A 21739-nucleotide genomic window follows, 5' to 3' on the forward strand; every position below is an offset into this window, starting at 1 on the left:
CCGTGGCGCGCGACGCGGCGGGATTCGCCGATCTGGACAGCTATGCCGCCTTGGGTGACGGGCGCTCGATCGCGCTGTCGGGGACGGATGGCGGCATCGACTGGTGGTGCGTCCCGAACATGGACAGCCCGCCCCTGTTCGACCGCCTGCTGGCCGGCTCGGCCCCGCTGCAGAACGGCGCGCAGGCGGGCTTCTTCGACATCACGCCCCGCGACGCCCGTCAGGTCGACCGGCGCTATCGCCCCGACAGCAACGTGCTGGAGACGCGCTTCCGCGGACCCGGGGGCGTGGCCCTGCTGACGGAATCGCTGAACAGCGGCACGGCGGGGCGGCTGCCCTGGTGCGAGCTGGCCCGCCGGGTGGAGGTGCTGGAGGGGCGGATGAGCTTCGACATCACCCTGCAGCTGGGCCATCGCGCCGGCTTGCGCAGCCCCTACCTGTCCTGCCGCGGCCCGCACGAGACCTTTCATGTCGGATCGGTGCTGGGCCTGTTCCTGCATGGCGACGGCGTCAAGATCACCGATCAGGGCGACGACCGCGTCACCGCCCGGCTGGACCTGGCGGCGGGCCAGCGCGAGATCCTGGCCATCGTCGCGGGCGCGAGCGAGCCGCTGGTCGTGCCGGCGCTGGCCGATATCGACGCGCGGATCGACCTGTCGGACCGGGAATGGCGCGACTGGTGCGGGTCCTTCGCGCCCGACCACCCGGACCGCGATTTCCTGGTCCGCCAGGCGCTGGCGCTGAAGATGCTACTTTACGCGCCAAGTGGGGCCATCGCCGCGGCGGCCACGACCTCGCTGCCCGAGCGGATCGGCGGCGACAAGAACTACGACTACCGCTTTGCCTGGGTGCGGGACGCGGGCTATGTCATCGCCTCGTTCCTGCGGCTTGGCGTGGTCATCGAGGCCAAGGCCGCCCTGACCTGGCTGCTGAACCAGCTCTGTGCCCACGGGGCCCGCGTCTGCTTCCGGCTGGATGGCGGGGTCGAGGAGACGGTGCGGCAGGTCGACCTGCCCGGCTATCGCCACTCGCGCCCGGTCCTGGCCGGCAACCGCGCCGCCCATCAGCACCAGCACGGCATCTATGGCGACATCTTCGAGACGGTGTCGGTCTTCACCCGCGCGGGCAACCTGATCGATGCCCGCAGCGCCGAGACCCTGTCCCACCTGGCCGACGAATGCGCCGACCGCTGGAAGCTGAAGGATTCCGGCATCTGGGAACTGCCCGAGCTGGAACATTACACGATGTCCAAGATCAGCTGCTGGCAGGCCCTGAACCGCGCGGTGGAGCTGGCTGATGCGGGCCAGCTGCCCACCACCTGCCGCGACCGCTGGAGCCGCGAGCGCCAGCGCATCGCCGACTGGATCGACGCGAATTGCTGGAACGAGGATCTGGGCGCCTATGTCATGCATCCGGGCACCACGCGGCTGGACGCGTCGCTGACCCTGGCAGTGCGCTTCGATTTCGACGGCCATGACCGCCTGCGCCGGACGCTGGACGCCATCGACCGGACGCTCGGCGCAGACCGGCATCTGCATTACCGCTACACGGGCATGGATCAGGAAGAGGGGTGTTTCCTGGCCTGTTCCTTCTGGATGGTCGAGGCCCGCGCGCTTCTGGGCCAGAGGGACGAGGCCCGCGCGCTGATGGCGGGCCTGCGCCAGACCATCGCGGACGGCCCCGGCATCCTGCCCGAGATGATCGACCCCACGACCGGCGCCTGGCTGGGCAACATGCCCCAGGGCCTGAGCCATCTGGCGGCGCTGCAGGCCAGCCTGACGCTGCAGCAGGCGTGATCTGCGCCTGCCCGACGGCGCGGCGGGCCGCTTGCCTGCCCCGCCGGTCCGGGGCAGTCTGATCCCCTGCCCCGCCCCCGGGGCGCCGGACGGAAAGGAAGCCGCAGATCGATCAGGCATTGGCGCGCGACGTGGTGGAACTGGGACAGGGGCTGGCCGGCCAATGGCACGCCTTTGCCACGGGCCTGCTGCGACCCTGGAACATCTATCAGCTGCTGATCGCGCTGGCGGTCCTGGCCGTCGCGCATCTGCTGGGCCGGGTGCTGGCGCCGCGGCTGCGGGCCTGGATGCACAGCCGCGAGGGCTGGCCGATGTGGCGGATGCGGTTCCTGGTGGTGGTCCACCGGCGCCTGCGCGGCATCCTGTTCGTGGCCCTTGTCTGGCTGACCGTCATGGTGATGCGCGAGGTGACCTGGCCAAGCCGGTCCTACCTGCTGGTCCTGCTGGCGAACGTGGCGCTGGCTTGGCTGATCATCGTCTTCACCACGCGGCTGATCCGCAACCCGCTGCTGCGCAAGGCGGTGCGGTGGGGCGCGCTCAGCTGGGTCACGCTGAACGCGCTCGGTCTGACCGACCAGACCGCCCGGCTCCTGGACCGCATGGCCATCGAGATGGGCGAGGTCCGCATCTCGGTCCTGATGCTGCTGCAGATGGTCACGATCCTCACGGTCTTCTTCCTGGTCGCCAAGTTCGCCTCGCGCTGGCTGTCGGCGCGGATCGCCGCCAGCGACGACCTGACCCCCTCCATGCGCGTGCTGGCCGTCAAGCTGCTGCAGACGGGCCTGTTCCTGGCCGCCTTCATCATCGGGCTGCGCGCCATCGGCGTCGACCTGACCGCGCTGGCCTTCCTGTCCGGCGCCATCGGCCTGGGGCTGGGCTTCGGGCTGCAGAAGGTCGTGTCGAACCTGGTCTCGGGCGTGATCATCCTGATGGACAAGTCGATCAAGCCGGGCGACGTCATCTCGATCGGCGAGACCTTCGGCTGGATCAACGAGCTGGGCGCCCGCTATGCCTCGATCTCGACCCGCGACGGGCGCGAATACCTGATCCCGAACGAGGACCTGATCACCGGCCAGGTCGTCAACTGGTCCCATTCCGACGAGTTCGTCCGCCTCGACATCCGCTTCGGCGCCTCCTATGACGACGACCCGCATCTGGTGCGCCGCATCGCCACCGAGGCCGCCCTGACCGACGAGCGGGTCCTCAGCACCCGCCCCCCGGTCTGCCACATCACCGGCTTCGGGGATTCCAGCGTCGACTATGTGCTGCGCTTCTGGATCAAGGACCCGACCGGCGGCCTGACCAACATCCGCGGCAAGGTCTTCCTGGCGCTGTGGGACACGTTCAAGGCCCACGGCGTCACCATCCCCTTCCCGCAACGCGAGGTGCGGCTGGTCGACCGGGGTGGTTCCCGGCAGGATTGAGGCGGGCAGGGGTGGCGGGGGACAGCGCCCCCTCAGCGCGGCCTGGCCGCAGGGCCGCGTCGCCCCGCCACCACCCGCACCGTCGCGGCGACGACCAGCGCGCAGAGCGCAAGCTTCGACACCGTCTCCATCGTCCCCTGGATCAGCACCGCATGCAGGACCGTTCCCGAGACGATCACGGCGGCCAGGGTGAGATGGGCCCGCCGCCAGAGCAGGGGTCGCAGGCGCAGGCGGCGGCGGGTCGCCGCCAGCAGCGCGGCGCCGAAGACCGCCCACATGGCGATGACCCCCCAGACCGAGAAGGGGGTCGGCGACCTGAACAGCAGGGCATCGACCACATCGGGCGGGCTGGTGATCCAGAGGGCCGCGACATGGATCAGGACGGCGGCGACCAGCCCCGCGCCGATCCAGCGATGCGTGCGGCGCGAGGCGGCCAGCGTCAGGCCCGGCAGCAGCCCCGCGGCCAGCAGGGGCTGCACCAGCAGCAGCGCCAAGGCGGCGACCCCGGCCAGCCCCGCCAGGATATAGACCGGGTCGCGCCACGCCAGCAGCGGGCTGGCGGCGGCGGCAAGGATCGGCACGATGAGGGCGGCCAGCAGGGCAGCCCAGACCAGCGCCGTCCGCCGGCGGATCGCGCCTGTTGACGGCACGCGGATCAGACCGGCTGCAGGACGAAGTCCGCGCTCAGGCTGGTGTCGCTGGCCCGTGCCATGACGGGGCGCAGGAAGACGGTCTGGAACTCGGCGCCGTCATAGGCCAGATGGCCGTGGGCCTGACCGAAGGCCGGGATGATCTGCGGCATTTCCAGCCGGAAGACCCCCTCCGCATCCGTCAGCGTGGCGCCGTGGCTCTGGGGGTCACGTTCCTGCCCCTCGGTGGTGTGGGCCCAGATCTGGATGCGCTGCCCGGCCAAGGGCGCCCCGTCGCCCGCGCGGCGCACGGTGCCGGTCATCCAAAAGCCGCCCCCGCCGATCCGCGCCACGACCGGCGCCCCGGGACGGTAGTTGTTGGCCCCGCCCCGCATCGAGGGCGTCGGCGCCAGCCCCTGCGCCCGGGCGGGGACCAGCAGGCCGGTCATCCCGGTGGCGGCAACGGCGCCCGCGACGCGCAGCAAGGTCCGGCGGGTGGTGCGATGGGTCGTCATCAGGCATTCTCCTGCGAGGGCCGATGCGGGGGGCGCCCGGCGTGGCTTCGGACCGATCATAGCGCGATCCCGGCCAAAACCGATGCGACCGAAGCGACGGAGGCGGCAAACCGCGCTCAAGACTGCGTGAGGGAGGATGCGCATGAGGCAGATGTCGCGCGACCAGGGACAACTCCGAATGCCGGAGGCCAGCACGATAATCTGGGAAATTAATGGTGCCCGGAGACGGATTTGAACCGCCGACACGCGAATTTTCAATCCGCTGCTCTACCAACTGAGCTATCCGGGCCCCGGACGGCGCCATCTCTGGCGCCCGAGTGAGCGGTATTTACGAAGCGGAGGGGCGACTGTCCAGACCCAATCCGCGGTTTTTTTTGCTCGGACTGTCAGTCCCGGTCGGGATCGTCCGAGGGGACCTCCTCCAGCGGGGGGCCGGGGATGACATAGGCGCCGCGCAGCCATTTCGCCAGATCGACATCCGCGCAGCGCTTGGAACAGAAGGGGCGATAGCGCGGGGTGCTGTCCTTGCTGCAGATCGGGCAGGCCATCAGGTGCCCCCGCCGGCGGCGGCCAGACGGGCCAGCGGCACGCGGTCGCGCTTGCGGGTCAGCTCGTAGAGACCCATCGCGGTCCAGCCGACCAGCGTCGCCTCGGTCCCCGCCTGGCGGAAGGCGGCCTGCAGGACCTGGTCCAGCGTGGCGCGGTCGCGCTTGGGCATGGGGGCGAAATCGATGACGATCTGGCCGCCCAGGCCCCGCAGCGTCAGCTGGCGCGGCAGTTCGCGGGCCAGCGCGATATTGGCCTTGAGCCCGGCTGCGGCCGAGCTGTCATTGCCGGTGTTCACGTCGACGGCCACCAGCGCGCGGGTCACCTCGACATGCGCATCGCCACTGCCCGGCAAAGGCAGGCGATCGGCCAGCAGCGCGTCGACGGCGTCCAGCACGCCGCAGCGGTCGAAGCTGTCCGCGCCCTCCTCGACGGCGTCGGGGACCGGGTCGGCCCAGTCCATCCAGGCCTGCTCCCACGGCGTGGGGGCGTCCAGCAGCAGCTCGGGGCCGCCCGAGGTCTCGGCGCAGATGCGGTCGGTCAGATCGATCAGCTCGGTCAGTTCGGCCAGGATCTCGTCATCTTCGGCCTCGGCGGCGGCGCTGCGCAGGATCAGGCCGTGGTCGCGGTCGCCCAGGGCGGTGCGGCCCAGGGCCTCCAGCGCCTCGCGGCGATCCTCGTCGCGGATGCGGCGCGAGACGTTCACGCCGGGGGCGCCGGGCGTCACCAGCACGTGGCGGCCGCGAAAGATCAGCCGGGTGGACAGGGGCACGGCCTTGCCCTCCTCGGCGACGCCCGCGACCTGCACCAGCAGGGGCTTGCCCTCGGACACGCCCTTGCGGTCGCGCAGATAGCCGGTCTGCCCGTCGGGCAGGCGCAGGAAGACCCCGCCCTGCCCCTTCATGAAGCGGTCGGTCTGCGCGCGGCAGATGGCGCCGGGCGCCAGCGCGGTCAGGGGATCGGCGGCGACCATCAGGTCGACCAGCTGGCCATCCTCCATCAGGGCGGCGGATTCGAGCCCGAACAGATGGCCCAGAACGACTTGGCGACCCTTCATCGGGCATCTCCTTTCGGAATGGGGTGGATGCCGATGGCGGCCAGCATCGCGGCGGTTTCCGCCAGCGGCAGCCCCACCACGGCGGAAAACGATCCCTGCAGCCAGGGGATGAAGGCGGCGGCGGCGCCCTGGATGGCATAGCCCCCGGCCTTGCCCTGCCAGTCGCCCATGTCCAGATAGCGCTGCAACTCGGGCGCGGCGATCGGGCGCATGCGGACCTTGGTCTCGACCAGGCGCTGCGACAGGCGGCTGCCGTGGCGCAGCGCGACGGCGGTCAGCACGACATGGCGGCGCCCGGACATCAGGCGCATGAAGGCCGCGGCCTCGTCGCGGTCGGCGGGCTTGCCCAGGATGCGGCGGCCGACGGCCACGGTGGTGTCGGCACTCAGCGCGGCCTCGTCGGGCGCCAGGTCCAGCGCCGCGGCCTTCTCGGCGGCCATGCGGCGGACATAATCGCGCGGCACCTCACCCTTGCGCGGGGTCTCGTCGATATCGGCGGGGCGCAGGGCGTGGGGGGTGATGCCGATCTGGGCCAGCAGGTCCAGCCGTCGCGGGCTGGCCGATCCCAGGATCAGCCGGGGCGGGCGGGACGGCGCGGGGACCGGGCCGTCTGCCGTCTCGGCGGCCGGCGGGGCCAGGGCCCCGGCAGCGGGTTTACTTGAAGCGGTAATTGATCCGCCCCTTGGTCAGGTCATAGGTGTTCATTTCCACCTGCACCTTGTCGCCGGCCAGAACGCGGATGCGGTTCTTGCGCATCTTTCCTGCCATATGTGCGATGATCTCATGGCCGTTTTCAAGCTCGACCCGGAATGTCGCATTGGGCAGGAGTTCTTTCACGACGCCGGGGAATTCGAGCATTTCTTCCTTGGCCATGGTCACTCCATCATAATCGTCCCGCAGGATTCGGGACCGCCGTTACATGCGGCGGCAGCGCGGGAGATTCAAGGAGAAAGCGCCGCCCTAGCCGCCCAGCATGGTCAGGCCGGTCATGGCGGGGAAGCTGACGACGGGTGCCCCGGCGCCGGTCTCGCGGAAGGGATCGGGCCGCGCAAGGTCCTGCGGCGGGGCGACGCCCGGCATCCCGTCCAGATCGCCCGGGGCGTGGCGGGCGGGGAAATCGGCCTCGTCCCCTGCCAGGGGCAGGGCGGGATCGCGCAGGCGCAGTGCGTGGCATCCCTCGGCCTCGCCGAACTTGCCGGTGGCCAGGACCTGCCCGTCGGCGGTCTCCAAGGTGGCCTGCGCCAGGCTGTTGCGCGGCAGGGTCAGAAGCCGCCCCTGCGTCAATCCGCGCAGCTCGGCCAGCGAGATGCGGCGGCGGCAGAGGATGGCCGAAAGCTGGACCGGCGCGTCCTGCATGGCGGCCGCAAGGGTCGGACGCGGGGACGGCGGCGGCGGGGACGGGGCCGCGGGGGCGGCCACCTGCGGGGGGGCGGGCGCTTCGGTCCGGGGGCGGGCCAGGCCCGCGGGCTGCGGCAGGGCCAGCAGCAGCTTGCCCTCGCGCATGTCGGGGGCGCCGATGCCCAGATCGAAGGACAGGCTGCGGAACGGCCCGTCGTCCAGCATCAGCGACAGCGGGCGCGGATCATCCAGATGGGTCATGAAGCTGAAGCCCGCCACCGCCTCGAACCCCTCGACCCCGGCCATCTCGGCGGGCAGTTCCTTCAAGAAGGTGTCGATGAATTCGGCACAGAGCAGCGCGTCGCTGCGCGACGGGCGGCGGCGTTCCAGCCCGCGCGAGGTCACCCGGCCCAAAGCCTGCCATTCGACCAGCCCCGCCACGGCCTGCGGACAGAGCGCGATGGCGCCTAGGCTGTCGCCCGGGCCCTGCAGCACCGCGATCAGCGGCAGGTCGGACAGCATCTCGGGCAGCTCGGCCAGCGTCAGCGCCCCGGGCCGGACCGACAGCGTCCGCACCGGCAGCTTGTACAGCCGGTCCGCCGCCCGCCCGATCGCCGTGGCCGCCGCCCGCGCCGGGGTGGGGGCCGCGGGCGAAGGCAGCTGAGGCGCCCCGCCCTGCCCCAGCCTGGCCTGGCTGCGCACCCGCAACATGCGGCGCAGGACGCCATCGCCGCGATCGTTGGGGTCAGAAGGGATCATGTCGGGTCCGAATCGCTTGCTCGCCACGTCCCAATCTGGGCGGTCTCGATTGAAAAAGGGTTAACCGGGCAGCTCGGACCCGGCCGATGCGGGCGGGCGCTGCGGCAGGGTGATGCGGAAAGCGGCACCGCCCTGCCCCGGCAGATAGCTGATGTCGCCGCCAAGCGTCAGCATGATCTCGCGGCAGATGGCCAGGCCCAGGCCCGCCCCTCCGGCCCGGGCCGGATCGTTCAGCCGGGCGAACTTCTCGAAGATCAGGGACTGGCGCCCGCTGTCGATACCGCTGCCATTGTCGACGATGTCGATCACCGCGCCGCCCGCCTCGGGACGGCGGGTGCGCAGGATCAGAACCGGATGGGCCGCGTCGCAATACTTGCGGGCATTGGTGATGACGTTGATCAGCACCTGCAGCAACCGGTCGGGATCGGTGATCAGGCCCAGATGCTCGGCCGGCAGGTCGCGGTCGATCAGGAACCCCCGCTCGGGCCGGGTGGCCGAGGCCGCGGCCAGCGCGCGGGTGATCAGGTCGTGCAGGTTCACGACCGACACGTTCAGCTGCGCCCGCCCGCTTTCCAGCACCGACAGGTCCAGCAGATCGTCCAGAAGCCGCGTCAGCCGCCCCGCCTCGGCATGGATGATGCCGGCAAAGCGGCTGCGCTCCTCGGGCGTCAGGTCGGGCTCCTTGAGGATCTCCGAGAAGGCCCGGACCGAGGTCATGGGCGTGCGCAATTCGTGGCTGATCTGGCCCAGGAAGGCGTCCTTCTGCACCGACAGGTCGGTCAGCTTGTCATTGGCCTCGCGCAGCTGCCGTGCGGTGCGGGTCAGTTCGGCCTGCGCGGCCTCCAGCCGCTGCGTCTCCTCCTTGGCGCGCTGCGCCTCGTCGGCAACCTGCAGCAGGTCGGCCACGGTCAGCGCGACGCCCCCCGCCACGCGGTCGATCATCGCATGCGCGGTGGCCGAGCCGATGGACCCCGCCAGCCGCCGCTCCAGCCGGGTCAGGAAGCGCGGGGTCAGGTCGGGCAGATAGCCCGAGCGGCCCTGCGCCCGCGCCTCGGCCTGGAAATAGCGCAGCGCGGCATCGGCCCCCCAGACCTTGCGCGCCATCGCCAACAGCGGCTCGGCCCGGTCGTCGCCACGCATCATGCGGCTGTGGCGGATGGGCTCGACCGCCGAGACGAAGGACAGGCCCTGCAGGCGTTCCACCGGATCGGGAAAGCCAAAGATCGACATGCCGATGAAGGCCAGCGTGTTCACGACCAGTGACCCCATGACCGCCGCCGTCCACGGGTCGACCCCCGGCGGCACCGGCAGATCGCCCCCGACCCCTACCGAGGGCAGGAAGATCAGCGCCATCCACAGGACCAGCCCCGATCCGATCCCCGCATAGGCACCCTTGCGGTTGGCGCCGCGCCACAGCAGGCCCCCAGCATCGCGGGCAGCACCTGCGCCATGCCGGTGAAGGCCACCAGCCCCATCGCCGCCAGCGCCGCGGTCCCGCCCGAGGCCTGATGATAGACCCAGCCCGCCGCCATGACGGCCAGGATCGCCACGCGCCGGGCGTTCAGCACGAAGCCGCGCAGGTCGTCGCTTTCGTCTGGCGAGGGAATGCGGCGCAGCGCCAGCCAGGCGGGCACCAGCCAGTGGTTCGACACCATCGTCGCCACCGCGATCGCGCAGACCACCACCATGGATGTCGCGGCCGAGAAGCCGCCCAGAAAGACCAGCAGCGCCAGCATGTCCTGCCCCGCCGCCGCCGGCAGGGTCAGCACGTACAGGTCCGGGTTCGACCCGGCGGGCAGCAGCTCGCGCCCCATCACCGCGATGGGCAGCACGAAGAGCGACATGGCGAATAGATAGGCCGGAAAGGCCCAGCCCGCGACATGCAGGCGCTCCTCGTCGGCAGCCTCGACGACCATCACCTGGAACATGCGCGGCAGGGTCAGGATCGCGGCGGCCGAGACCAGGATCAGCGCCGTCCAGCGGTCGGGCCGCAGCAGCCAGCCCTCGGCCACCTGCGGATCGGCGGCGGTGCGCGCGATGCGGTCCAGCATGTCGCCGGGGCCGTCTGCCAGTCCCCAGACCACGAAGACCCCAAGCGCGATGAAGGCCACCAGCTTGACCACCGCCTCCAGCGCGATGGCGGTGACGACGCCGTGGTGGCGTTCGTCGGCGGCCAGGTTGCGCGTGCCGAAGAGGATGGTGAACAGCGCCAGCCCCGCCGCCACCCACAGCGCCGTGCCGCCAAGCGCGCCGTCGATGTCGGGGCCGTTCGGGGCGTTAGTGGCGAAGACCTCGAAGGACAGGCGCACCGATTGCAGCTGCAGCGCGATATAGGGAGTCGAGGCGATGACCGCGATCAGCGTCACGATGGCCGCCAGCCGGTTCGACTTGCCGAACCGGGCCGAGATCAGGTCCGCGACCGAGGTGACGTGATGCATCCGTGCGACCCGCACCAGCCGCCGCAAGCCCCACCAGGCGGCGGTGAAGACCAGCGTCGGCCCCAGATAGATCGTGGCGAACTCCAGGCCCGAGCGCGAGGCGTAGCCCACCGCGCCGTAGAAGGTCCAGGCCGAGCAATAGACCGACAGCGACAGCGTGTAGACCAGCGGATGGTCCAGCCAGCGCACATGGCCCCGCGCCGCCGCGCGGTCGGCGGCATAGGCCACGCCGAACATCAGCGCGACATAGCCCAGGCACGTGGCCAGCAGCGCCTCAAAGGGCATCGGCGGGCCCCTCGGTTCGAGGCGGCGGCGTCTCGGTCGCGGGGGCGGCGTCTCGGTCGCGGGGGGCGGCGTCTCGGTCGCAGGGGGCGGCGTCTCGGTCGCAGGGGGCGGCGTCTCGCTGGCGCGCAGGGTGGCGGCCTCGGCGCGCAGCAGGGCGCGGTGCAGCGCCCACACGACGACGATCAGCCCGGCCCACAGCCCGAAGATCCAGACCGCGCCGCCCGCATAGGACAGGCTGGCGGGCATCCACCAGACCGGCACCAGGATCAGCAGCATCGTCAGGACCGGCAGCACCCGCGCCGCATCGCCAAGGCGGCGGCGATGAAACGAGGCGCGTTCCAGAAACAGCGGCCGGTCGGGCATCAGCGCCCCCTGCCCCGACCGGGCGACGGCCCGCGCCTCATGGCAGCATCCGGCGCACGGTCCGGCGCAGCTCGTCATTGTCGAAGGGTTTGGCCAGCACCGCATCGGCCCGCGCCCCGGCATCCGGGCTCTGGCCGCGCGCGGTCAGCATCAGGACCGGGGTGGTGGCCAGGGCCGCGTGATCCTCGGCCCGCAGGTCGTCCAGGATCTGCGCGCCCGAGCGGTTGGGCAGCATCAGGTCCAGGATCACCAGGCGCGGCGCGGCGGCGCGGATCGCCTCGATCGCGCCCGCGCCATCGGCATGCAGCCCGACCCGCCAGCCCTCGCGCGTCAGCAGGAAGCGCACCGCCTCGGCGATGTTGGGCTCGTCCTCGATCATCAGGATGTCCATCTGCATCCGGCCAAGCCTCCCCGCCTGCGGTCCCGCGCGTCCCCGGGCGCGCGCGGGGATCATGGGCCGGATCGCGGCCCGCTGTCAAAGGTCCGCTGCCACGATTTTGCGTGGCCGGTCAAGCCTGTCCGGTCAGGTCACGCCCTGCCGCCCGGCCCTGCCTGCGGCATCAGGATCGAGACCTCGCGACGGGCCGGGCAGTCGATGCGCGGACAGATGCGGCAGGCCGGGCCGATGGGCAGCGCGTCGGCGGGCGCGGGCCCGTCCACGGGCATCAGCAGCATCAGCGCATCGGTCAGCAACGGCCCGTCCAGCCCGCGCGGCTGGTGGCGCTGCGCATAGGACAGGGTCCGAAAGCCCCGCCCCTCGGGGGTGACGACCGCGCGGGCCAGCGCCACCTGCGGCACCGCCAGCGCATGATACAGCGGCCAGAGCGCGCAGCTGTCGCCCGGGCGCGGCAGCGCGAAGCCCTGCGCGGCGCGGCGCGTGGTCAGCACGCCCGAGCCGTCGCAGACCAGCAGGCCCGCCCCCTCGAAGCCCGGCGGGCGCAGATCGGCCAGCCGCCGCATCACCAGATCCAGCGGCAGGTCTAGGATGCCCGCCAGCCGCAGCGGATCGGCCGGGCGCCCGGCATCGGCCACCGCCCCCGCCAGCACCGCGTCGGGCAGCGCCGCACGATCCGCCTGCAGCCCGTCCAGCAGCTCGGCCGCCATCGCCCGCGCGGCATCCGAGGCCAGCACGGACGGGTCGGGCACCTGATGCCCGGCCTCGGCCAGCCAGGCCTCGACCTCTTCCTGGGGGGTGCAGGCGTGGCCCTCGGCCTCGAAGCTGTCCAGATGGGCCACCAGCGCCTGCGCGGTCAGCGACAGGCGCTGGCTGTCCTGATGCAGGTTCTGGTGAAAGCGCCGCCGCCATTCGGGCGAGATCTCGCCCTCCTCGACCAGGATCGCGGCGGTCGAGCGCACGGCGGTCACCGCCGACAGGATCTCGTGCAGCGTGGTCAGCAGATAGGGGTCCTGCGTCATGCGGTCCGACAGGTCGACCAGCTGGCGCTCCAGCCCGCCCGCGCGCCGGGCATGGGCGATCAGCAGCGCCGACCAGCCCGGATAGCGCGCCAGGTATTCGGTGACCTGATCCAGTTCGGGCGCGGTGCCCACGGCCACGGGATGGGCCGCCGCCTCCCGCAGGGCGGCGATGCGGATCTCCTCGCGGCCCTCGGCCAGCTCGTCGGCGGGCACCTCCAGCTCGGCGGCCAGCCGCGCGATCAGGTCGGGGCCGACGGGGCGGCGGTTGTGTTCGATCAGGTTCAGATAGGCCGCCGAGATGCCGATGGACCGCGCCACCTCGGCCTGCCGGCGCGACAGGGCCAGGCGCCGCTCGCGGATGCGGGTTCCGGTCAGGACATTCGCGCTGCGCCCGGTCATCGCGGATCAGACCGCAAGGCCGTGCCGCCCCGCCAGGTCGGTGAACAGCTGCCACGCCACCCGGCCCGAGCGCGCGCCCCGCGTCGCCTGCCATTCGATCGCCTCGGCCCGCAGCCGGTCGGGGTCGATGTCCAGCCCGTGGATGGCGCAATAGCCCCGCACCATCGCCAGGAACTGATCCTGGTCGCAGGGGTGAAAGCCCAGCCACAGCCCGAAGCGGTCCGACAGCGAGACCTTTTCCTCGACCGCCTCGCCGGGATGGATCGCGGTCGCGCGTTCGTTGTCGATCATTTCGCGCGGCATCAGGTGGCGCCGGTTCGAGGTGGCGTAGAGGATGACATTGTTCGGCCGCCCGCTGATCCCGCCATCCAGCACCGCCTTCAGCGACTTGTACTGCACGTCCTCCTGGCCGAAGGACAGGTCGTCGGAAAAAAGCAGGAAGCGCCGCGTCGAGGCCCGTCCCAGCACCGCCAGCAGGCGCGACACCGAGGCCAAGTCGTCGCGCGCGATCTCGACCAGGACCAGCGGCAGGCCCTGCGCCACGGCCTCGGCATGGACCGCCTTGACCAGCGACGACTTGCCCATGCCCCGGGCACCCCAGAGCAGCGCGTTGTTCGCGCCGAAGCCGCGGGCGAATTGCAGCGTGTTGTCCAGCAGCACCTGCTTGGCGCGGTCAATGCCGATCAGCTGGTCCAGCGCCACGCGGTCGACCCGGTCCACCGGCTCCAGCCGGTCGGGATCGGGGTGCCAGACGAAGGCCGCGGCCTTGCCGAAATCGGGGGCCGGCACGGGCGGCGGGGCCATCCGTTCCAGCGCCTCGGCGATGCGGTCCAGGATCGGGCGGGTCACCGCGCCGGCTCCTTGTCGTCGCCCTCGTCCTCGTCGTCATCGACCCACAGGCCCTGGGCGCGCAGCTCGGCCTCGCGCTTGCGCTCGATCCGGGCGACTAGCTGGATCGAGACCTCGTAGAGGCCATAGATCACCACGAACAGCACCACCTGAGAGATGACGTCGGGAGGCGTCGCCACCGCCGCCAGCGCCAGGATCGCCACCACCGCATAGCGGCGCACCGATCCCAGCCCCTCGGCCGAGACCAGCCCCGCCTTGCCCATCAGCGTCAGCAGCACGGGCAGCTGGAAGCTGAGGCCGAAGGCCAGGATGAACTTGATGGTCAGCGACAGGTATTCGTCGACCGAGCCCTGGAACACGATCGCCGCCAGCGCGCTGGCGTCCGGGGCCGCCGCCGCACCCGCGGCCGTCGCATCGTCGGGCAGCTGCAGCGGTCCCTGCTGGAAGCTGAGGAAGAAGTCGTAGGCCATCGGCAGGATGACGTAGAAGGCGAACGACCCGCCAATGAAGAACATGACCGGCGAGGCGATCAGGAAGGGAAAGAAGGCGGCCTTCTCGTTGCGATAGAGGCCCGGGGCGACGAAACGCCACATCTGGTAGCCGATGATCGGAAAGGCCAGCACGAACCCGCCCAGAAGCGAGATGCGCACGGCGACGAAGAAGCCCTCCTGCAGCTTCAGCAGGATCAGTCCGCATTCCTGGCCGCGTTCCTCCAGCGCATGGCAGATGGGCTGGGTCAGGACGTTGTAGATCGGGTTCCAGATCGTGTAGCTCAGCACCATCGCCACGATGAAGGCGACCATCGACCAGATGATGCGGGTGCGCAGCTCGGTCAGATGCTCGATCAGCGGGGCCGAGCTGTCGTCCAGATCGTCGTCCGTCTGCGGCTTGGTCTTGGTCTTGCTGGCCAATTCAGTCGTCTTTCATGTCGCGGCGGCGCACCGCATGCAGGCGCCGTGCCGAAGCCGGGGCGTCGCCGGTCCCGGCCGGGGATGCGGCGGGGGTGGCCTGCGGCGCGGCCAAGACCGGGGTTGCAGCCGCCGCCGATGCCCCTGCCGCGGCGGGCAGCGGGCCCGTCACGGGGGCGGCGGCCTTTGCCACCGCCTGCGGGGTCGCCGGTGCATCGGGATCGGGCTGCAGGCCCGCGCCCTTGGGGGCCGGGCGCTTGGGGTCCCATTTCTCGAACCGGTCCGCCGCGCGGTCCAGCGCGTCGAGGCCGAGCGATTTCTTCGAGGTCAGGTTCTTGACGTCGCGCAGGGATTTCGACGCCTCGTCGAGGCCCGATCCCTTGGCGGCATCCTCCATGGCCGACGAAAATTCCCGCGCCATGCCCCGCGCCTTGGCCGTGAAGCGGCCCAGGGCGTGGAACAGGTGCGGCAGGTCCTTGGGACCCACCACGATCAGGGCCACGATGCCGATCAGCAGCAGCTCGGTCCAGCCGACGTCCAGCATGGGATCCCTGCCTTTCCGGCGATCAGCTGCGGTCGGTCGGACGCGGGCCGGGAACGGGCGATCCGTCGGGACCGACCGAGGTGGTCCCCGGCATGGCGCCATGCGGGGTCACGTTGCGCGCGGCCTCGCCCGGCACCTGACGGGTTGGGGTGCGGTCGATGTCGGCGGCGGTTTCCACGTCATTGGCGGGATCGTTGACGCCGCGCTTGAAGGCGGTGATGCCTTTGCCGACCTCTCCCATCAGCGAGGACACCTTGCCGCGTCCGAAAAGGACCAGCACGACGACCGCGATCAGAAGGATGCCCGGAAGGCCAATGTTGTTCAGCATGAGAAACTCCCTTGCAGGGTGGTCGGGCCACCCGCCGCTGACATTTACCCCCTTGCCCGGGGGAATGCAAAGCCCATTCCCGTGAGGATCGGCGGCTGTCCGCAGGGATACCTGCGGGGACAGCGGCGCTTGGCAGCGCGCCCGGGCCGGGTGATAAGGGGGCATGGACATGTCCCTCTACGTCACCGCCTTCGTCACCCTGTTCGTGGTCATCGACCCGATCGGCCTGGCGCCGATCTTCATCGCCCTGACCCCGGGCATGGACGCGCCCGCCCGGCTGCGCATCGGCCTGAGATCGCTTGTGATTGCCGCGATCCTGCTGACGCTGTTCGGGCTGGCCGGAGAGGCGATCCTGTCGGGCATCGGCATCTCGATCTCGGCCTTCCGCATCGCGGGGGGCCTTCTGCTGTTCCTGACCGCGCTGGACATGCTGTTCGAGCGGCGCACCGAGCGGCGCGAGGGCCAGGCCGAGAACGAGGGCGGCGCGGACGATCCGTCGGTCTTTCCGCTGGCCATGCCGCTGCTGGCGGGGCCCGGCGCGCTGGCCACGATGATCCTGCTGGCCGGCGAGAATCAGGGCATCGCCCATGTCGCGATGATCCACCTGATGATGCTGGCCGTGCTGGGCATCTGCATGGTGCTGTTCGTGCTGGCCACGCCCCTGGCCCGCGCCCTTGGCCGGACCGGCACGATGGTCGTCACGCGCCTGCTGGGGATGCTGCTGGCGGCGCTGTCGGTGCAGTTCGTCATCGACGGGCTGCAGGGCTCGGGGCTGTTCTCATGAGCGGGGACGAGGTCTCGCGCCTGGCCTTCTATGGCCTGCTGCTGGTGGTCATCGGGGGCGCGATGCTGGTCGAGCTGTCGGGCCGCGGCGGGCGGGCGCTGCGCCAGCTGTTCCTGTGGGGCGTGGTGATCGCCGGGCTGGCCCTGGGCTATGACTGGTGGCAGGGGGCCAACGCGCCGCGCCAGCAGGTGCTGGAGGGCGGCGCCCGGATCGAGATCCCGGCAGGCCCCGGCGGGCATTTCCATCTCGAGGCGCTGCTGAACGGCACGCCCGTCGACTTCATCGTCGATACCGGCGCGACCACCGTCGCGCTCAGCCGCAGCGATGCCGAGGCCATCGGAATGGACCTGGGCCGACTGCGATTTTCGGGGCAGGCGGTGACGGCGAACGGGCGCGTTGGCACCGCGCCCGTCACCATCGCGCAATTCGCGCTTGGCGATGCGGTGGACCGCGACGTGCCCGCCGTAGTCATCGACAGCGAGCTGCAGGACAGCCTGCTGGGCATGTCCTACCTGCGCCGCTTCGCCCGCGTCAGCTTCGAGGGCGACCTGCTGGTGCTGGAGCGCTGACTGCGGCGCCTCAGCCCGGGCGGGCGTTCGACATCTGCCGGATCGTGGCGAAGATCACGTCGATGCCCCGCGCCAGCTGCACGTAATCGGTCCATTCCTCGGGCGCGTGCGAGATCCCGCCCCGGCTTGGCACGAAGATCAGGCCGGTGGGCGCGACCCCCGCCATGATCATCGCGTCATGCCCCGCCCCGCTGACCATCACCCTGTGCGAGACGCCCAAGGCATCCGCCTGCCCCGTCAGCGCGGCATGGATCTGGCCCGACAGGGGCGTGGGGGCTGCGTAAAGCTGCTGCTCGACCGTGCAGGTCAGGCCGTTGCCTTGCGCATGGGCGGCGGTAGCGCGGACCATGTCGATCAGCTGGCGCACATCCGCCTCGGCGGGCGCGCGCAGATCGACCGAGAACCAGACATGGTCGGGAATGACATTGGCGCCGCCCGGCAGCACCTCCATCTTGCCCACGGTCAGCACGCTGTCGCGGCCCACCTGCCGCGCCAGATCGGGCAGTTGCGACAGGATGCCCACCGCGCCCACCAGCGCGTCGCAGCGCTGGTCCATGGGCGTGGTGCCCGCATGTCCCGCCCGGCCCCGCACGGTGACCTTCAGCTGCGCCAGCCCGACGATGCGGTCGACGATGGCGATGTCGCGGCCCTCGGCCTCCAGCACCGGGCCCTGCTCGATATGCAGTTCCAGGAAGGCGTGGATGGCGCCCGGTGCCAGCGCCGCCTGCGCAGCCCCCGCCGGGTCCAGCCCATAGTCGCGCATGGTGGCGGCGGCGGAAATCCCGTCATCGTCGCGCAGATCCTCCAGCGTGGCGGGGTCCACCTGCCCCGTCAGCAGCCGCGACCCGAAAAGACCGCCGCCGAAGCGCGCGCCCTCCTCCTCGATCATCGCGATGACCTCGACGGGGCGTTCGGGGCGCAGGCCCAGATCGCGGAACAGGAACGCCGTCTCGATCCCCGCGACCACGCCCGCAGGCCCGTCGAAGCGCCCGCCATTCGGGACCGAATCCAGATGCGAGCCGACCAGGATCGGTGCCAGACCGGGATTGGTGCCCTCGATCCGGCCAAAGACGTTGCCCACGGCATCCTCGCGCACGGCCAGCCCCGCCTCGACCATCTGCGAGGCGACGAAGTTGCGCGCCTGCGCATAGGCGGGGCTGTAGGTCAGCCGCGTCGTCCCCTGCCCCGGCGTGGCGTTGAACCGGTCGATCCCCTCGATCAGCGCCTCGACCCGGCGCGCATCGGCAAATCCGGTCATGCAATCATCCCCACGAATATCCCTGCCAACACGACCGACACCATGGTGACGGTCACGAAGCCCGCCACCAGCATCGGCGGCAGCAGATGGGCGGTCAAGACCTCGCGCTCGGCCGCGTCCTCGGTCAGCGTGTCGATCACGTCCTTGGTGATGATGTAATCCGCCGGAAAGCCGTAAAGCGCGGTCAGCGAACAGGCGAAGGCCATCGCGGGCGTCACGCCCAGCAGGCGCCCCACGTTCCACGAGGCCAGATACATCCCCAGCAAGCCGATGCCGATGATCGCCACCAGCGGCACGATCAGCTGGCCCAGCATCTCGGGCGTGGCGCGCTTCAGCCCGTCGAAGATGAAGACCATCAGGATCAGCACGGTGAAGCCGAAGGCATTGGCCTTGCGCAAGGGCTCGCGTTCCAGGAACCCCACGGAGGTGGCAACGACGCCGAAGACCAGGCACAGCACGAAGGGGCTGAGGGTGACGACGGGCGCCGCCAGTTCCGAGGTGCCCCATGCGGCAAAGGCCACCGCGCCCAACCGCAGCATCTTGAAATAGGCGGTGTCATAGGCGGCGGGCAGGCTGGCGAACAGGCGCGGCGGAAGGGGCGCCTCGGCTGTCTCGGTCGCCATCGCCGGGGCCTGCCAGTCGCCCGCGCGATGGGCCGCCAGCACGCGCCGCCCCTCGCGTTTGAGCATGATCGCGGTCAGGGGATAGCCCGCAAATCCCTGCATCACATAGATCAGGATCGCCAGCACCGACAGCGCCTGCAGCCCGGCGTCCGCCGCCGCCTGCGACATGATCAGCGAGGCCACGACGCCCCCCACCAAGGGCGGCGCCCCCACGACGATGGTCTGCCAGTCCAGAACCGTCAGGCCGACTGTGAACAGCAGCGCCAGGATGCCGCCGATTCCCGACAGCGCGATGACGACGGTGCGCCACTGGCGGCCCAGCTCCTCGACCGACAGCAATGTGCCCATGTTGGTGATCAGCAGATACATCGCCAGAAAGACGATGGGCGTCTCGAAGCCCGCGGTCTGGACGATGTCCTCGGGGAAGAACGTCCAGTAGCCCGCCAGGAACAGCAGCGCGCAGACGAAGACCGAGGGCAGCCAGGAGCGCGTCCGGGTCGAGACGATGTCGCCGATCCACAGGATCAGCGCCAGAAGGGTGAACGCCAGCAATTGCGGCATGGGAAGGGGCCTTTCGGGTCGGGTCGCGCCCGATCAGGCCAGGTCCAGCCGGACGGGGATCCCCTTGGTCGCCGGCGTGTCCGAGGCCAGATCGGCCCGCGACAGGGGCGACAGCGGGTTCAGCTCGGGGAAATATCCCGCGATGCAGCCGCGCGGCAGGTCATAGGGGATGATGCGCAGCCCCGCAACCCGGCGCGCGATCCCGTCCTCGGCGTCGCCCGCCAAGGCGATGCGCTGCTCTGCCACCAGCCCCTCGGCAGCCATGTCCTCGGGCGACATCATCACCAGCATGCGGTCGCCCTCGATCCCGCGCAGCCGGTCGGACATGCCATAGACCGTGGTGTTGAACTGGTCGTTCGACCGAAGCGTGATCAGGCGATAGAGGCCCGGATCGCGCCCCAGCCCGGTCGCGTCCAGGGCCGCGGGCACGGTGAACTGCGCCTTGCCGCTGTCGGTCTGCCAGTCGCGGTCGCGCGCGGGGTTGCCGCGATAGAAGCCGCCGGGCTGGTCCATGCGCGCGTTGAAATCGCGGAAATCGTCGGGATAGACCGCCTCGATCAGGTCGCGGATGCGGCCATAGTCGCGGGTCCAGTGGCCCCAGGGCATCCTGGGGTTCACCGGCAGCGTCGCCTCGGCCAGCCGGGCGATGATGGCCGTCTCGGACAGCAGATGCGGGCTGGCGGGACCGCGCTTGCCGATCGAGCCGTGGATATGGCTGAAGCTGTCCTCGATGGTGACCTGCTGGTTGGTGCCGTCCTGCATGTCCTCCTCGGCGCGCACGAGGCAGGGCAGCAGCCACGAGGACCGCCCCGGCATCAGATGCGTGCGATTGAGGCGGGTGGCGACATGGACCGTCAGGTCCATCCGGCCCCAGGCCTCGGCCACGCGGTCGGTATCGGGCACCGCGCGGGCCAGGTTGCCGCCCAGACCCAGGAAGACCTTGGCGCGGCCCTCCAGCAGCGCCTTGACGAAGACGGTGGTGTTCCAGCCCTCTTCCATCGGCGGTGTGATCCCGAACAAGTCGCGCAGCCTTTCGTTGGGGACAAGCTCGGGCTTTTCGGTGATGCCCACGGTGCGCTGGCCCTGCACGTTGGAATGGCCGCGCACGGGGCTGCACCCGGCGCCCTTGCGGCCGATATTGCCGCGCAGCAGCAGCAGGTTCACCAGCGCCGCGATCGCGTCCGAGCCGTGGACATGCTGCGTCAGCCCCATGCCATAGACGCCGATCACCGCCTTGGACCGGGCATAGATCGCGCCGATCCCCTCCATCGCGGCGCGGGTCAGGCCGCTGACCTGTTCCAGATCGGCCCAATCGGTCGCATCGACCCAAGCCATCCAGTCCTGCAGCCCGTGGCAATGCGCGTCGAGGAAGGCGTGGTCCAAGACCCCGCCCCCGGCCTTCTCCAGCGCCAGCACATGCTTGGCGATGCCGGTCAGGGCCGCGATGTCGCCGCCCGCGCGGACCTGCAGATAGCGGTCCGCGATCTCGGTCGGCGCGCCCACGGTCATCTGCCAGGCACTCTGCGGATTGGCGAATTCCAGCAGGCCCTTCTCGCGCAGGGGATTGATCGCCACGATGCAGCAGCCGCGCTTGGCCGCCTGCTGCAGCGGATGCAGCATGCGCGGGCTGTTGGTGCCGGGGTTCTGGCCGACATGCAGGATCATGTCGCAATGGTCGAAATCCTCCAGCACGCAGGTCCCCACGGGCGAGCCGATGACCTCCTTGAGGCCGACCGAGGTCGTCTCGTGGCACATGTTGGAGCTGTCGGGCAGGTTGTTGTGCCCCATCGCGCGGGCGAAGAGGCCATAGAGGAACGACGCCTCCAGCCCCGCCTTGCCCGAGGCGTAGAAGGTCGTGGCCTTGGAGTCGGCCGCCTGCAGCTCGCGCCCGATCTGGGTGAAGGCCGCGTCCCAGGTCGTCTCGACATAGCGGTCGGTGGCGGCGTCATAGCGCAGCGGATGGGTCAGGCGCCCGGCACGCTCCAGGTCGTATTCCGACCAGGTGGCCAGCTCGGTCACCCGGTGATCGCGGAAGAAGCCGGGGCCGCAGCGGGCGCTGGTCAGGTCCCACAGCGTGGCCTTGGCGCCGTTCTCGCAGAATTCCACGACATGGGGGTTCGGCGGCTTGGCCCATGCGCAGGACGAGCACATCAGCCCGCCGGGCTTGTTCTGGCGGCGCAGCGTCTCGAAGGCGCCGGGACCGGGGCGGGCCACGCGGGCGATGGCGGCCATGCCCTTGGCCGACCCCCATCCCCCGACCGGGCCGTCATAGGACGAGGTCTGGGCGTCGCGGTCGGCGGGGGGCATGTCGTCGGGCATGGAAAGGCTCCTGTCGGATGGACCCGGGCGC

20 protein-coding genes, 1 tRNA gene and 1 pseudogene are annotated in these 21739 nt (G+C 70.7%); 4 read left to right on the forward strand and 18 right to left on the reverse strand.

The window, feature by feature from the left end:
* Nucleotides 1–2 precede the first annotated feature (2 nt).
* Both E4191_RS08705 and E4191_RS08710 read left to right on the forward strand, forming a co-directional pair.
* Complete coding sequence (locus E4191_RS08705; protein WP_228461182.1) at nt 3–1796, forward strand: glycoside hydrolase family 15 protein; 1794 nt, start codon at nt 3–5, stop codon at nt 1794–1796.
* 119 nt (nt 1797–1915) lie between these two features.
* The gene (locus tag E4191_RS08710) at nt 1916–3220 is read left to right on the forward strand and encodes a mechanosensitive ion channel family protein (RefSeq protein ID WP_407947013.1); all 1305 of its coding nucleotides are present in this window, start codon (nt 1916–1918) and stop codon (nt 3218–3220) included.
* A gap of 32 nt (nt 3221–3252) precedes the next feature.
* Here E4191_RS08710 and E4191_RS08715 read toward each other — a convergent pair whose 3' ends face one another.
* From E4191_RS08715 to E4191_RS08785, 15 genes and pseudogenes are all read right to left on the reverse strand, one after another.
* Nucleotides 3253–3870: a ferric reductase-like transmembrane domain-containing protein gene (locus E4191_RS08715; protein WP_228461184.1), complete on the reverse strand. Its 618-nt coding sequence runs from the start codon at nt 3868–3870 to the stop codon at nt 3253–3255.
* Between the two features lie 5 nt (nt 3871–3875).
* Nucleotides 3876–4364 carry a peptidase associated/transthyretin-like domain-containing protein gene (locus E4191_RS08720; protein ID WP_135313070.1) on the reverse strand — a complete coding sequence of 163 codons (489 nt, stop codon included), beginning with the start codon at nt 4362–4364 and terminating at the stop codon, nt 3876–3878.
* A 213-nt stretch (nt 4365–4577) separates the two neighbouring features.
* Nucleotides 4578–4653, reverse strand: a tRNA-Phe gene (locus tag E4191_RS08725).
* 97 nt (nt 4654–4750) lie between these two features.
* Nucleotides 4751–4912 (reverse strand): DNA gyrase inhibitor YacG, encoded by a 162-nt coding sequence (locus tag E4191_RS08730; protein ID WP_135313071.1) that lies wholly within the window; start codon nt 4910–4912, stop codon nt 4751–4753.
* Entirely contained in the window at nt 4912–5967 is a 1056-nt protein-coding gene (locus E4191_RS08735) for a ribonuclease E/G (RefSeq protein ID WP_135313072.1), read from the reverse strand. Before E4191_RS08735 ends, E4191_RS08730 begins: the two co-directional genes overlap by 1 nt.
* Nucleotides 5964–6542 (reverse strand): Maf family protein, encoded by a 579-nt coding sequence (locus tag E4191_RS08740; protein ID WP_228461697.1) that lies wholly within the window; start codon nt 6540–6542, stop codon nt 5964–5966. The genes E4191_RS08735 and E4191_RS08740 overlap by 4 nt, the downstream gene beginning before the upstream one ends.
* Before the next feature lie 79 nt (nt 6543–6621).
* Nucleotides 6622–6840 (reverse strand): translation initiation factor IF-1, encoded by a 219-nt coding sequence (gene infA, locus E4191_RS08745; RefSeq protein ID WP_010397442.1) that lies wholly within the window; start codon nt 6838–6840, stop codon nt 6622–6624.
* An 87-nt stretch (nt 6841–6927) separates the two neighbouring features.
* The gene (locus E4191_RS08750) at nt 6928–8064 is read right to left on the reverse strand and encodes a FliM/FliN family flagellar motor switch protein (RefSeq protein WP_135313074.1); all 1137 of its coding nucleotides are present in this window, start codon (nt 8062–8064) and stop codon (nt 6928–6930) included.
* A gap of 60 nt (nt 8065–8124) precedes the next feature.
* Nucleotides 8125–10787, reverse strand: a pseudogene (locus tag E4191_RS08755) (ATP-binding protein).
* Between the two features lie 400 nt (nt 10788–11187).
* A complete protein-coding gene (locus E4191_RS08760) occupies nt 11188–11547 on the reverse strand; it encodes a response regulator transcription factor (protein WP_135313075.1) in 360 nt (119 codons plus the stop codon).
* A 131-nt stretch (nt 11548–11678) separates the two neighbouring features.
* Nucleotides 11679–12965 (reverse strand): short-chain fatty acyl-CoA regulator family protein, encoded by a 1287-nt coding sequence (locus E4191_RS08765; protein WP_135313076.1) that lies wholly within the window; start codon nt 12963–12965, stop codon nt 11679–11681.
* A 6-nt stretch (nt 12966–12971) separates the two neighbouring features.
* The gene (locus tag E4191_RS08770; protein ID WP_135313077.1) at nt 12972–13814 is read right to left on the reverse strand and encodes an ATP-binding protein; all 843 of its coding nucleotides are present in this window, start codon (nt 13812–13814) and stop codon (nt 12972–12974) included.
* Nucleotides 13811–14725 carry a twin-arginine translocase subunit TatC gene (gene tatC / locus E4191_RS08775; protein ID WP_135313078.1) on the reverse strand — a complete coding sequence of 305 codons (915 nt, stop codon included), beginning with the start codon at nt 14723–14725 and terminating at the stop codon, nt 13811–13813. The genes E4191_RS08770 and tatC overlap by 4 nt, the downstream gene beginning before the upstream one ends.
* A 1-nt stretch (nt 14726) precedes the next feature.
* Nucleotides 14727–15266, reverse strand: coding sequence for a Sec-independent protein translocase protein TatB (tatB, locus tag E4191_RS08780; protein WP_135313079.1), 540 nt, complete (start codon nt 15264–15266; stop codon nt 14727–14729).
* Between the two features lie 22 nt (nt 15267–15288).
* Nucleotides 15289–15594, reverse strand: coding sequence for a twin-arginine translocase TatA/TatE family subunit (locus E4191_RS08785; protein ID WP_135313080.1), 306 nt, complete (start codon nt 15592–15594; stop codon nt 15289–15291).
* A 163-nt stretch (nt 15595–15757) separates the two neighbouring features.
* Between E4191_RS08785 and E4191_RS08790 the strand changes: the two genes are divergently transcribed.
* Nucleotides 15758–16378 (forward strand): MarC family protein, encoded by a 621-nt coding sequence (locus E4191_RS08790; RefSeq protein ID WP_135313081.1) that lies wholly within the window; start codon nt 15758–15760, stop codon nt 16376–16378.
* Nucleotides 16375–16947, forward strand: coding sequence for a retropepsin-like aspartic protease family protein (locus E4191_RS08795; RefSeq protein ID WP_135313082.1), 573 nt, complete (start codon nt 16375–16377; stop codon nt 16945–16947). Before E4191_RS08790 ends, E4191_RS08795 begins: the two co-directional genes overlap by 4 nt.
* Nucleotides 16948–16957: 10 nt before the next feature.
* Here E4191_RS08795 and E4191_RS08800 read toward each other — a convergent pair whose 3' ends face one another.
* Genes E4191_RS08800 through E4191_RS08810 form a run of 3 tightly spaced genes read right to left on the reverse strand, consistent with a single transcriptional unit; the run spans nt 16958 to nt 21708 of the window.
* The gene (locus E4191_RS08800) at nt 16958–18205 is read right to left on the reverse strand and encodes a Zn-dependent hydrolase (RefSeq protein ID WP_135313083.1); all 1248 of its coding nucleotides are present in this window, start codon (nt 18203–18205) and stop codon (nt 16958–16960) included.
* Nucleotides 18202–19389, reverse strand: a complete 1188-nt coding sequence (locus E4191_RS08805; RefSeq protein WP_135313084.1) for a hypothetical protein — start codon at nt 19387–19389, stop codon at nt 18202–18204. Before E4191_RS08805 ends, E4191_RS08800 begins: the two co-directional genes overlap by 4 nt.
* Before the next feature lie 33 nt (nt 19390–19422).
* Entirely contained in the window at nt 19423–21708 is a 2286-nt protein-coding gene (locus E4191_RS08810; protein WP_407947014.1) for an FdhF/YdeP family oxidoreductase, read from the reverse strand.
* Between the last annotated feature and the right edge of the window lie 31 nt (nt 21709–21739).

It is taken from the genome of Paracoccus liaowanqingii (assembly GCF_004683865.2).
Lineage (GTDB): Bacteria > Pseudomonadota > Alphaproteobacteria > Rhodobacterales > Rhodobacteraceae > Paracoccus > Paracoccus liaowanqingii.

What these genes read in the sequence shown, in the direction of transcription:
- E4191_RS08720 (WP_135313070.1), bottom strand. Translation starts at nt 4,364, where the DNA reads ATGACGACCCATCGCACCACCCGCCGGACCTTGCTGCGCGTCGCGGGC.
- E4191_RS08730 (WP_135313071.1), bottom strand. Translation starts at nt 4,912, where the DNA reads ATGGCCTGCCCGATCTGCAGCAAGGACAGCACCCCGCGCTATCGCCCC.
- E4191_RS08735 (WP_135313072.1), bottom strand. Translation starts at nt 5,967, where the DNA reads ATGAAGGGTCGCCAAGTCGTTCTGGGCCATCTGTTCGGGCTCGAATCC.
- infA (WP_010397442.1), bottom strand. Translation starts at nt 6,840, where the DNA reads ATGGCCAAGGAAGAAATGCTCGAATTCCCCGGCGTCGTGAAAGAACTC.
- E4191_RS08750 (WP_135313074.1), bottom strand. Translation starts at nt 8,064, where the DNA reads ATGATCCCTTCTGACCCCAACGATCGCGGCGATGGCGTCCTGCGCCGC.
- E4191_RS08760 (WP_135313075.1), bottom strand. Translation starts at nt 11,547, where the DNA reads ATGCAGATGGACATCCTGATGATCGAGGACGAGCCCAACATCGCCGAG.
- E4191_RS08765 (WP_135313076.1), bottom strand. Translation starts at nt 12,965, where the DNA reads ATGACCGGGCGCAGCGCGAATGTCCTGACCGGAACCCGCATCCGCGAG.
- tatB (WP_135313079.1), bottom strand. Translation starts at nt 15,266, where the DNA reads ATGCTGGACGTCGGCTGGACCGAGCTGCTGCTGATCGGCATCGTGGCC.
- E4191_RS08785 (WP_135313080.1), bottom strand. Translation starts at nt 15,594, where the DNA reads ATGCTGAACAACATTGGCCTTCCGGGCATCCTTCTGATCGCGGTCGTC.
- E4191_RS08790 (WP_135313081.1), top strand. Translation starts at nt 15,758, where the DNA reads ATGGACATGTCCCTCTACGTCACCGCCTTCGTCACCCTGTTCGTGGTC.
- E4191_RS08795 (WP_135313082.1), top strand. Translation starts at nt 16,375, where the DNA reads ATGAGCGGGGACGAGGTCTCGCGCCTGGCCTTCTATGGCCTGCTGCTG.
- E4191_RS08800 (WP_135313083.1), bottom strand. Translation starts at nt 18,205, where the DNA reads ATGACCGGATTTGCCGATGCGCGCCGGGTCGAGGCGCTGATCGAGGGG.
- E4191_RS08805 (WP_135313084.1), bottom strand. Translation starts at nt 19,389, where the DNA reads ATGCCGCAATTGCTGGCGTTCACCCTTCTGGCGCTGATCCTGTGGATC.
- E4191_RS08810 (WP_407947014.1), bottom strand. Translation starts at nt 21,708, where the DNA reads ATGCCCGACGACATGCCCCCCGCCGACCGCGACGCCCAGACCTCGTCC.